The following is an 11429-nucleotide window of genomic DNA, read 5'->3' as shown; positions in this document are numbered from 1 at the left end:
AATTATGATTACGACAAAAACGACGAAATAGACTGTATTGGTCTGCGAAGGTTCCTCGATTTCAAGACGTTTGTGGGTTTCGGACCTGAGCTGCCGGGGAGCAGGCACCGTTTCATTTTCGATGATTTCGGGTTCTGCCTGTTTGGGTGTTTCGGTTTCTGTCCGGGATATTTTCTCGTCCGGAACGGTTTTTTCCACGGCGGCTTCGGAAGAAAGATCAAAAAGTGTGGGCTCCCCGGTTTTTTCTTCCGTGGCCGGACTTTCAGCGGAAATTACCGGCACAGGTTCTCCCTGCTCTTCGACTGGCGGCTCGTCTTTTCTTTCGGGAATAATTATCTCTGATTGTTTCTCCCGCCGTTTGGATTCCTTTTTGGGCGGTTTTGGAGGAGTTTCTTCTATCACCGGCTGAACGGGTGGTTTCGGCTCGATGATTGACTGTATCCTGTTTTCATATCTGAGGATGACTCGTTCGGGATCGATCCCGATGACCTGGGCATATTCACGGAGAAAAGCGCGTAAAAACGGCTGCGGAACAACAGAGAAATCTCCGTCCTCGATTTTTCTGAGTATGGAAACGCTGATTTTCATGACATCATAGATGTGTTCGAGCGTAACGCCCTTTTTCATCCGCAGTGCTCTGAGCTCTTCATGGAGAGGTATCATGTATGTGACTCCGTGTTGATGCCAAAGTAACCAAATCTCCCGCCGGAAAATGCATGGAGAGATTCCATGAGCTTTGCCAGCGGAAGTCCCATAACTGTAAAATAACACCCTTTGATCGATGTCACAAGTGCTGATCCATACCCCTGTATACCGTATGAACCCGCTTTGTCAAGCGGTTCTCCCGTCCGTACATAACGGTGGATAAGACATGGTGTCATCGCACGAATCGTCACTTCCGTGGTTTCATAATCCGATACCATTCGGCCGCTCGTGACATCCAAAAGGGCAAAACCGGTAAATACCCGGTGGGTGCGGTTCTGAAGCTTCCCGAGCATTTCCTCAGCCTCGTCCGGCGTCGATGGTTTGCCGAGAATCTCGCTGTCGAGGACGACAATGGTGTCGGAACCGATGACAATTCCGCTTTCGAGGCGGCCGCCTACAGCCCGGGCTTTATTTTCCGAGAGCCGTACGACGTGCTGAGCGGGAGTTTCATGCTCAACCACATTCTCCTCGATATCCGATATGATGATGGAAAACGGATGACCAAGGAGTTTCAGTAATTCCTGACGGCGGGGGGATTTTGAAGCAAGCACAAGTTCACACACTATAATTCCCTCGTATTCAGCACAATGGTTACCGGCCCGTCGTTCACAAGCTCGACATGCATGTGAGCTCCGAAAATACCCCCCTTTACCGGCACACCGCTATCAGAGAGAACCGCCGTGAAACGGTTGTAATAATCCACTGCTTTTTCGGGAGCCGCGGCTTCTCCGAAATAGGGCCTCAGTCCCCGTTTCACATCACCGAAAAGGGTAAACTGGCTGACGATGACTATTTCTCCGGCTATATCCGTGACCGAAAGATTCATTTTCCCTTCGTCATCGGAAAAAATTCTAAGCCCGATACATTTTCGGGCAAGAAGCTGTATATCCTTTTCGGTATCCTCGTGGTGCACACCGAGGAGAATAAGCAATCCGTGGCCGATTGAGGCGACAACACTTTCATCAACCGATACACTGCACCGTTCGACTCTCTGTACGACTCCGATCATGAATCATGTCCGTTCAACAACCCTGATATACGGGCACCAGGACAAACAAAGCAAAAGGCAGCCCATCGAATATACCTGACGAATAGACTGCCTTTTGTATATGGTTTAATAATTTGTATTAGACAGCTTCTTTCAGTTTCTTCCCGGGTTTGAACTTGGGAACATTTGCAGCCGGGATTTTGATGGGCTTGTTGGTCGCCGGATTACGGCCTTCACGGGCAGCACGTTTGACAACGGAGAATGTTCCAAATCCGACCAGGCTCACCTTGTTTCCCTTTTTCAGAGCACCGGTAATGCTTTTGATGATGGATTCCAGCACCTTAGCAGCCTTTACTTTCGGAATGCCGGCATCCTGAGCTGCTTTGGCCACGAGCTCGTCTTTCGTCATTGCTTCACCTCCTTAGCGTTAGGTATGTACACGTTAGTTGTTACAATAATTCCAGCAAGGATGCATGTCAAGCGAAAATTAGCATAAAATGGACGTTTTCGCGATTTTTTTGTCAATAACTGGTCTGTGATGTCCCTCTTCTTCGTTCAACTTTGATGTCGGGAAGGTCTTTTATGTTTACTTTGAAATAGTAACCCTCGTTCACTCCCGAGGGAATCCATGATATGTTTGCCTCCCAGCAGTGAAGATTCCTGTTGATGACGAGCCGGTGAAAAATGAGGCTCTTTTCTTCGATATCGTAGTACAGATAATAGTTCACCGAGAGATTCTTCGTCGGAGAAAATGAGATGTTCGGTTTGATGTTGTTGCTCGTTGTATACTTGTATTTGCCGCTCGAATCTTTTCCTGCCCTTCTGATCTGGTACGTATGCGAAAATCTCAGATTGAATCCCGAGGAGGTGCCGCTTTCGCCCGATGTATCCTCATCGCCGCCGATTTTCTCGTCGAGAGTAAAATCATCTCTCCCCAGATTACTGCTCGAATACTCCCGCGAGGATTTTCCCATGAATGCAAAGTTCGTCTGCGAAAGCCCCACACTGGTGGTTATGCTCACATTCGTGAGATACGGGCTGGTGAGATGGAATTTGTCGTCATCATGGTAAAAATCATGGCTGGAGGACAACCGGGTTGTCATGTATTTCTTGAGCGGCGTAAAATCGAGCGTGGTCGTAAGCGGTGATATCGGCCGCTTGTCTTTTTCAAAATCGGCTGATGACGAGAAATTGAGGGCGAACAGATCGAACTTGTTCTCTTTTTCATTTTTTACGGTTTTAGCCTGGATGAGATTCCTGAGATTTATGCTGACAGTGTTCACACGGCCTTTGTCGAGGTCGTTTTTATCGAAACGGAAATATGCATCGGCGTTTTCTCCAAAAAATGACCGCCGCTTGCCGTACGTGTATGAAATGGACGGCGTGATAACATGACGGAGACCCGTCAGGCTGCCGATCGAAGGATTGAACGTGCCATACACCGTTGTCCCCAGCCCCAGCCGTGCGGACAGATTATCATTCCGACGGTACCGTTCTTCGGCGACGTATTTGTTCGAGGCCGAGAAACTCTCCGAAAGCTGGAGCGACGGTTCGGATACAAGCCAGCCAAGGAGTTTGAACGAGCTCGACAACCCGGCCGACATGTTCATCTCACGGTCGAATTTGGAGACTTCGACGGTATCGATTAATCCGGGATTCGGATTTATGGTTTCCTGCCTGGTCTCGCCGGAATTTTTAAAATCCGAATCGAACGAATAATATATCGATTCATACCAGGCCGGTTCTTTCTTTTCCGTGGTACTCTCCGGCTCCATGTATTTTCGGCGCTGTTTTTTAGTGTCCTGTTTACCGAACAACGCTTTTCTCGGTTTTCTGAATCTCAGGCTTGGGAGAACGACGGAGCTGTTTTCCGTATCGAGATTTTTCTGGTGGCTGAATGTGGTCGTCAGACTGTTTCCGCTCTCTTCCCACCGTTTGGATATCGACAGCGAGGATCGCATGTCCCTGTTGAGACGTTCGTACATATTGGTGGAATTGTACCGAGAATAATCCATGCTCTGGAAATTCCCCGATCCGGTTATCGACAGGGTGGGGGATAGAGTCTGAACGTGCGATACCTGGAGCTCCCATTCTTTCGTGCCGGACTCCGAACGGTCCTCGTACGATCCGAAAACCGAACCGGAGAGATTGTACCGTTTGTTGTAGCTTAACCAGTCTTTCACAAGCCAACCGTTACGTTCCCTCAGCACACCGGCCATGCGAAGGTCCCAGAATTCCGATGGCGCAAAATAGTATCCGAGGTTGGATACATATCTCCCGTCACGCCGTGAGGAACCGTACCGCGGGGTGAGAAAGCCCGACTGTCTTCCCTGGGCGATGGGATAGACATAAAAAGGGAACCACATGACCGGGATATCGTTGACATACGCGGTAATCGGCTTTATGATGATCTTGTCTTTAATGATGAATTTCATCTTTTTCCCCGCGAAATAAAAATGAGGATGATCCTCGATATCGCAGGTTGTGAAACTTCCGTTCGCCACATACAGGGTATCATCCGAAACGCGTTTTATCGTGTCTGAATGATAGAATCCCGTTTCGTATTTTGTCTTTCCCTGGGCGATGACACCTTCCTGCGTGCGGAGATTGTACTTGATCGTGAGACCCCGCAGCTCTTCGCCTCCCTGGTCGACGAATAACGGCGTATCGACCAGAGCGCCCGTGGAATCAGGCCTGCCCGCTGCCTCCATGTATTCGTAATTCTGCCAGTAGGTTATCTCGTAGCTTTTCAATGTTCTCCCGACATACTTGATCGTGGAATTCTTTGTCATGACCACTTTACGGTCATCGAAATAATAATCGATCGATTCCGCGCTGTAGTCGAGCGAATCGGAAATGACATATCCCTCGAAATCAAGCTTCCTGACGGGATTTTCCTGGGTATGCGCCTGACAGGGGAAAAAGTATAGGAAAAGGATGGCTACGAAATACCGGACTTTCATCAATGACCTGTGATGTTTACCACTGCTTTACGTGTTCGCGGTCCGTCGAATTCGCAGAAATATACACACTGCCACGTACCGAGCACAAGTTTTCCGTCATCGATCGGGATAAATACCGAAAAACCCATGAGGGATGCTTTTATATGTGCTGCCGAATTTCCCTCGCTGTGACGGTAGTTGTTTCGCCAGGGGACAATCTGGTCAAGTGAGGCAAGAATATCGAATTTCACATCGGGGTCTGCATTTTCATTGATGGTGATACCTGCGGTGGTGTGGGGAATGAAAACCTGGCAAACGCCGTTTTTTATTCCCGCGGACGATACAATGTCCCGAACCTGGTCGGTAATGTCGATAAGTTCCGACCGTGAACGAGTAGTGACGCGGAAGCTCTCAATCATTGATCGGCTCCTGTCATTGCTTGACCATATTGATGCTGTCGAGCTTTCTGCGTGCTTTGTTGACCGAGCTTGAATCCGCCACCTCGCTGATTATTTTCGTATAGGCGTTCACGGCGGAAACACGGTCGCCTTTCCGTTCGGCAAGTTCGGCATATTTTAAAAGAGCATTGTTCCGGAGCTCCGTTGTATTTCTGGTGTTATAATAAATCTGTGAATAGAGCTGAAGAGCGTGGCCGTCATCGACTTCTTCATAGAGTTGTGCCAGGAAATACAGGATGTCCGGTTTTTGAGCGGTCTTGGCATATATCAGGGCTTTTTCAGCCGAGTGGATGGAATCGAGGGTCCTTCCTTCCTGGAAGAACATGTTCGCCAGAGCCATATGGATATCGATCATGTAAGGATTTTTCGGGTAATCGCTGATGATTCTCTTGTATGCTTTTTCGGCATCCTGCCAACGGTTGATCTGCGTACAGCACCGCGCAACCCCCCATAATGCCCTGACGGAGGCAAGATACGAAATATCGATCGAAAGCGAGATGTCATACCATGCGATGGCGGTATCATAGTTCGTCCATGACTCATAAAGGGAGCCCAGCTTCAGAAGCATGTTCTGGGCAGTGGCGGTATTTTTTTTACGGTTGGACAGTTCTATGAGAAAACTGGTGGCGCTGTCTTTTTTATTCATCGAAACATAGGTATCGGCCATGAGAATGCCTGCCGAATCAACATATGCGCTGTAGAGCCTGTTATTGAGGAGAACCCAGTAATTTTCGATTGCTTCCTGGGGCTGCCCGGTCATGCGGTAATAATTGGCAAGATCGAACAGAAGCAGCGGTGTCCGCGGGCTTTCGGGATATTTAGAGATAAAATTTTCCGCTATCTGGATTTCTGAGGTGTACTGCCCGGTTTTGAATTTGATCCGTTCCAGATAATACAACGCCTCGTCATGATTTTTATCGTTTTCCGGGGTGTTGGCTATGTAGTTCAGAAATGCATTTTCCGATTCGATAAACCGTCCCGATTCAAACAGGTTTTTCCCGAGCCTGATGTACGCTTCCATATTGTCGGAATAAGAAGGAAACTCGATCGCAAGCCTGTTAAACACCCTGCTTGCCATTTCCGACTGGTGATTCTGCTCGTAGGCGCGACCGAGATAATACAGGGCCTCGTCGATATTCTGCCCTTCGGGTGTTTCGGCGAGGTACTTTTCAAAACGTTCGATGGAACCGGTATAAAATTCGAGTTTGAAAAGACACACGCCCTCTTTCATGACCGCTTCATGGGCGGCTGGTGAAGCCTGGTAATTTTTGGTAATATCGCTGAAAACATTTGATGCGCGCTGGTATTCTTTTTTCTCAAGATATGCATTCCCCGCCATGTAGAGCATGTCGGGAATCAGCGGCGAGGTGCCATATAACTGCGTGAAGTCTTTGGACAGCGCTATGCACCCGTCCAGGTCATCCGTATCGAGGAGAAGCTGACAGTATGAGAAACGAACTTTATCGCCGTATTCGACATCGGGCGGCAGCTCGCACGCGAGTGAAAGATAATGTTTCTTTTCGGCATACCTCCCAAGCTGTCCCGTGGCTTCCGCAAGATAATACAACGCCCTGACCCGGTCCTGTTTGCCGGTGATCGAATCGACCATGTCATACAGAATTACCGCGGCGCTGTCAGGCTTTCCCGTATCGAGAAGGTATGAAACGTTATCGAGCTTTTCATCGAATTCCTGCGCCGAAACAGGGACGGTCGAAAGCGTCGCGAGGACTATGATCAATCCGCATATTTTTATAAATGTATTCATACCGTACATCTCAGGCGCCATCCGGAGGCTTTTTCATGATCACGATTCCGGGGAAAATATATCTCTATTTGTTACTTACAATTATACGAAATTTATCAAAAAAAAGACACCACTTTTTTACCATACTTCAATCATAATAATATTTATATTTCATTTCGGTGATATAAATCACTTTTTTTTACTGATTGACATGGACTTTAATGTTATTTATTCTTACTATCAGGCGTAATGCAGTAAGTATTTTAAGGAAAGGAACGAAAATGGCGCTTGCTGAAGGCGAAAAGGGAGAACAGATACGCAAACTGCTGGAAATTCTTTCGAAAATCCCGATTTTTGAAGACCTGTCAATCCGATATAAACGACTTATTCTCTCGATTTCACGCAGAATAAACATGCCTCAGGGCGGTGTACTCTGCAAGGAAGGAGGGGATCCGGATGAAATGTATATACTTCTTATCGGCAAATTGGCGGTTTCCATTAAAGGCTCCGGAACGATCGCCACGATAAATCCCATCGGAACAATCGGAGAAATGGGTGTATTTACCGACGAGAAGCGCTCGGCAACGGTTACCGCGATGACCAATTGCGCCCTTCTCGCAATCCGCTCTCTCGATTTGAACAGGCTTATCGAGACCGAGCCGCGTTTCGGTACCAATATCATGCGGAAAGTCATCAAGATACTTGCCGCCCGGATTCAGGAACACAATGTCCGTATCCGTGAATTCCAGAATTACATTATGAGCCAGGAAGAAAAAGAATCCGATTCGAAGTAATGGAATTTACCACGTTAATCCGGCGTATTCTCTCAAAAAACCGCAATATCCTCCCTCTTACCCGGAATCATTCTAAAAAACAGGGATTCCTGTGCAGCTTATGTTACTCCCTGTATCATTCACTGACGCCGCACCATTCCAGCGCGGTAAATGCATAGAGTCTGGCGGTTTTCACCAGTTCCGAAAGGGGTACCTGCTCGGTCGCTGAATGAGCGTGTTTGAGCTTTCCCGGTCCCACGCAGATAGCAGGTATGCCCGAAACACGTGAGAAAAGCCGTGCATCGCAGGATACCGGCCAACCGGCTATCCGGTCCGATACACCGGCATCGGGAGCGACTTCCTGCATGGTTTTCACGATAGGATGGTCGGGTGGAACCTCGTATGCCGCATTATGGAGCTTGTCGTACCGGATTTCAAAATGGTCGCGGAGCCATTCGTCTCCTTTTTCCAGAATCCACCGTCTCATATCTTTTTTTACATCGTCGATATCCGTGTTCGGGAGGAATCCCATGCCGCCTTCCACTTCACACCGGTCAGGCACCATGCTCGGCCACTCGCCCGATCTGATCATGCCCACGCAGAGCTGGATAGGGCGGTGTTCAAGATGGTTGAAATAGGGATGATCCATGAAATTCTCGATCATGTACCGTTCGTAATCTTTCAGAATATCAATGGCCTGAAAAGCTTTTTCAATAGCGGATATGCCGTTTTCGATCTCACCCATGTGCGTCGAAATACCGGTCGTGGAAAGCTGAAACCACACTGCGCCGCGGTTTGCCGGGCAGATCACGTTGTCGGTGCATTCTCCCACGATTGCCGCATCGGCGGAATATCCGCCGTGAAGGAGGGACAGTGTCCCGTTGCCGCCGGTTTCCTCGTCTATCACGTGATGGAGGCTCAAACGGCCGGCCGTTGTGATCCCGCATTCTTTGAGAGCCTTGAGCGCAAGGTATCCGGCCACCACACCGCCCTTGTCGTCACAGGCGCCGCGACCGGTGATGATATCACCCTCGCGTCTGGGGTTATAGCCGTCAGCCCATTCCTTCGCGGGCACAATATCGAGATGGGCGTTCAGAATCAGGCTCCGTCCTTGTCCCCCTCCGCCGTAATCGGTCACCAGGTTGCCGCGGCCTTCCCATGAGGGCTCCTTCGTATAGTACGTATATTCCGGGTGACTTTTAATCGAAGGGTCCATGGGAACTATCCGGGGGCTCATCCCGGATGATTCCAGCATACCCTTCATATATTCAACGGCTCCCATTTCCTCGCCGCATACGGATGGGAACCGTATAAGCTCCATTAAAACATCCGCAGCATGATCTTTTAATTTTTCGATTGTCCGGGAAACATTATTCTTGTGTTCGCTGAACAGTGTCATGTTTTGCCTTCCGTTTGAGTTGTCATGTTTAATACTGTATAGAATATTGAATCTTAACGAGCCGGTCAAGTAATATTGAAATTCCTCCATTTTCTTTGTATTACCCATACAATGTTACATCGGTCAGGTTCGAAAAACAAATCCGCGTAAATCCGCGCTCTAAATTCATGAACAGATAGGGTTATATGTTTTTCCGTAAAACCGATCAAATCATCATAAAGATTGTCAGGCCCGGCAGATATGTAATTCCATCCGGATGAAAAAATCCCAGGGATATGACACATATGATAAAAAATACTTGCGTAGGTATCATAAATGGAATTATTATGCACAAAACTATAAAAGTCATCAAGGCGGCTCGTTTATATCAAAATGTATGCATTCACGCTCTAATTCATTGCTATTACTGTATAAACGGCAGCCGTTAAGACTTTTTTGTTTTACCGTTTTACAGTACGTTTTTTTCCTGTTCACCGGTTCACCGGCATATCCCATACTGCGGGTGGTATTGTCACATTATCACAAGGAGTTACTATGCAAAAAATGTCAACGTTCCTCACCGCCATTTTTATATTTCTGACCGCATTGATACCGGCTTTCGCCGAATCCGGCAGCAATCCGGCATGTGCGGCATGTGGCGGATCGATATTATTTGTCATCATCGCTGTTGTGGTAATCAATATCGCCATACTGGTCTGGGTTGTTAAAGATGCAAAAGCCCGCGCGGTCGGAAGCCCCGTCGGCTGGCTTATTCTTGTTCTCATTACCGGCCCTCTCGGTCTGATCATATACTTTTTCTCGCGACCTAAAGGAAAGCTCTCTCCCTGCCCGTCATGCGGAAACAAACGTCTTGAGGCCATGTCCAAATGCCCTCATTGCGGAAACTGAAAACCAATCCGTATTTCTGGCTGTTAATGTTCATGCTCCCATTTTTCCTCGGATTCGCCGATTCGTTCAGAAGCCCCGGAAAACAGGTGAGCGCACGGTTATATATACAGGGCGTGGGTTTGTATCACCGCTGCTCTCATTTCGGCACATCAGGTTTTATCAAATGCAGATACGAACCCACATGTTCGCGGTATTCGGTTGAAGCGGTCAGGCGGTATGGTATCAGGAAAGGGCTGGTTTTAACGGTCAGGCGGATTAGTTCATGCAGACAGAGTGTCCCGCCTGGCACCTATGATCCGGTACCCTGAGTTTTCCGGACGATGCGGGTTGGAAATGTCCTGCTGCCATCGGTCCGTCCGCCACGGAAATAACCGCGAAATCACTCACATCTTTCTGGTCTATTGGATACCTTATGCGATTAAACTCTATCCTGATCTGTACGGCTCTCGTATGTACCATCATGAGTTCTCTGTCATGCGACAACAGCATTTTCGGGAGCAGCACCTCCGACTCCGGTTCATCACCCGGCAAAGCTATTCACCTGGTCGTGGGCGGCCCCATGGTATCCGGAACGCTGGATGCAGGCAAGGAACGGTGGTATTATTTCGATGCCATCGCCAATCAGACGTACATTCTGTATTTGGACGACGCAAAATCTCCATCGAAAAATTACAACGGTTATGTACAGGTGGCTGTTTTCAGACCGGATTATATAACCAGATATTCTGTTTCTGGCGGTTCCCACTATATAACCGACCCCTACACGTTCACTGCGCTGGCAACTGAACGGATATATCTCCAGATAACCGGATGGTCCACGACAAGTTTCGGGTCATTCGGGTTACAGATCGCGGTGAAACTTTAGGATTGATTACTACTGCGGCGGCGTTTTCCGAACGCCGCCGTTTTTTTTACAGGCTCTCAAATACCGGCCTTCCGTTGTTCAGTATCGTAGTGTGTTCCCTTGCAGACGGTATGATCTGCATACATGTTCCGAACAGGGCACTGCCCCTGATATGCAAAATACCGCGTAACTATCCCCACAACAACATTTTATGTTAAATCTACACCGGCTCATGATTGCTTGTTTCCGGTGATTGTTACCGCGACGATCGTCCGTCAACGGTTGATAACCGTATCGTGAAGATGTTTTTTTCGGGCATTTCAGGTTATACTTTTACCATGAGCGGCAACGATGTATATTTCATGCGCAAAAATTGTATCACAATTACTCAACACCATGGTATTTTCCGCAGCATACAATACGTCACCATGTAGTTTTGCCGGAGTGTTCCGGCGGATCAGGGTGACTGATTTCATACTGCTCCGAAATTAAGGCAAAGAATATGAACCTCACCGTTTACACCGGCCCCGACCCAGCGGCCAACATCGAAGAGCTCCTCAGCCGGACACCGCTCGCTGCGGGTCCTGTGTGCGCCGTGGTACCCGATTCGTATTCGGTCAGAGAGATGGAGCGGCGTCTCGCCGGCTTTTCGGGAGATGCATGCCTCGGGCACCGTGTATTCACCGTC

At 48.4% G+C, this 11429-nt stretch carries 13 protein-coding genes; 5 read left to right on the top strand and 8 right to left on the bottom strand.

Features of this window, described 5'->3' with window-relative positions:
- The 7 genes from LLG96_00235 to LLG96_00205 all read right to left on the bottom strand — a co-directional run.
- On the bottom strand, positions 1-663 hold a 663-nt coding region (locus tag LLG96_00235), incomplete at its 3' end, for a helix-turn-helix domain-containing protein (protein MCE5248623.1).
- A complete protein-coding gene (locus LLG96_00230) occupies positions 660-1271 on the bottom strand; it encodes a Maf family protein (protein ID MCE5248622.1) in 612 nt (203 codons plus the stop codon). The genes LLG96_00230 and LLG96_00235, both read right to left, overlap by 4 nt.
- Complete coding sequence (gene dtd, locus LLG96_00225) at positions 1268-1714, bottom strand: D-tyrosyl-tRNA(Tyr) deacylase (protein ID MCE5248621.1); 447 nt, start codon at positions 1712-1714, stop codon at positions 1268-1270. Before dtd ends, LLG96_00230 begins: the two co-directional genes overlap by 4 nt.
- Before the next feature lie 118 nt (positions 1715-1832).
- The gene (locus tag LLG96_00220; GenBank protein MCE5248620.1) at positions 1833-2102 is read right to left on the bottom strand and encodes an HU family DNA-binding protein; all 270 of its coding nucleotides are present in this window, start codon (positions 2100-2102) and stop codon (positions 1833-1835) included.
- A 112-nt stretch (positions 2103-2214) separates the two neighbouring features.
- Positions 2215-4656 (bottom strand): hypothetical protein, encoded by a 2442-nt coding sequence (locus tag LLG96_00215; GenBank protein ID MCE5248619.1) that lies wholly within the window; start codon positions 4654-4656, stop codon positions 2215-2217.
- A complete protein-coding gene (locus tag LLG96_00210; protein MCE5248618.1) occupies positions 4656-5054 on the bottom strand; it encodes a secondary thiamine-phosphate synthase enzyme YjbQ in 399 nt (132 codons plus the stop codon). Before LLG96_00210 ends, LLG96_00215 begins: the two co-directional genes overlap by 1 nt.
- Positions 5055-5067: 13 nt before the next feature.
- Complete coding sequence (locus LLG96_00205) at positions 5068-6858, bottom strand: tetratricopeptide repeat protein (GenBank protein MCE5248617.1); 1791 nt, start codon at positions 6856-6858, stop codon at positions 5068-5070.
- A 260-nt stretch (positions 6859-7118) separates the two neighbouring features.
- On the opposite strand from LLG96_00205, the gene LLG96_00200 reads away from it, so the two are divergent.
- Positions 7119-7631 carry a cyclic nucleotide-binding domain-containing protein gene (locus tag LLG96_00200; protein MCE5248616.1) on the top strand — a complete coding sequence of 171 codons (513 nt, stop codon included), beginning with the start codon at positions 7119-7121 and terminating at the stop codon, positions 7629-7631.
- A 115-nt stretch (positions 7632-7746) separates the two neighbouring features.
- Here LLG96_00200 and LLG96_00195 read toward each other — a convergent pair whose 3' ends face one another.
- Complete coding sequence (locus LLG96_00195) at positions 7747-9009, bottom strand: ArgE/DapE family deacylase (protein MCE5248615.1); 1263 nt, start codon at positions 9007-9009, stop codon at positions 7747-7749.
- A 534-nt stretch (positions 9010-9543) separates the two neighbouring features.
- Here LLG96_00195 and LLG96_00190 point away from each other — a divergent pair.
- The 4 genes from LLG96_00190 to LLG96_00175 all read left to right on the top strand — a co-directional run.
- Positions 9544-9897 carry a hypothetical protein gene (locus LLG96_00190; protein ID MCE5248614.1) on the top strand — a complete coding sequence of 118 codons (354 nt, stop codon included), beginning with the start codon at positions 9544-9546 and terminating at the stop codon, positions 9895-9897.
- Positions 9876-10205 carry a membrane protein insertion efficiency factor YidD gene (yidD, locus tag LLG96_00185; protein MCE5248613.1) on the top strand — a complete coding sequence of 110 codons (330 nt, stop codon included), beginning with the start codon at positions 9876-9878 and terminating at the stop codon, positions 10203-10205. The genes LLG96_00190 and yidD overlap by 22 nt, the downstream gene beginning before the upstream one ends.
- Before the next feature lie 104 nt (positions 10206-10309).
- Positions 10310-10762 carry a hypothetical protein gene (locus tag LLG96_00180; GenBank protein ID MCE5248612.1) on the top strand — a complete coding sequence of 151 codons (453 nt, stop codon included), beginning with the start codon at positions 10310-10312 and terminating at the stop codon, positions 10760-10762.
- Positions 10763-11243: 481 nt separating this feature from the next.
- The coding region (locus LLG96_00175; GenBank protein ID MCE5248611.1) for a hypothetical protein at positions 11244-11429 on the top strand (186 nt) is incomplete at its 3' end.

The sequence above is a fragment of the bacterium genome, from assembly GCA_021372535.1.
Classification (GTDB): Bacteria; Latescibacterota; Latescibacteria; order Latescibacterales; family Latescibacteraceae; genus JAFGMP01.
Note: the sequence above shows the minus strand (reverse complement) of the source record. Positions and strands in the feature narration are given on the sequence as shown.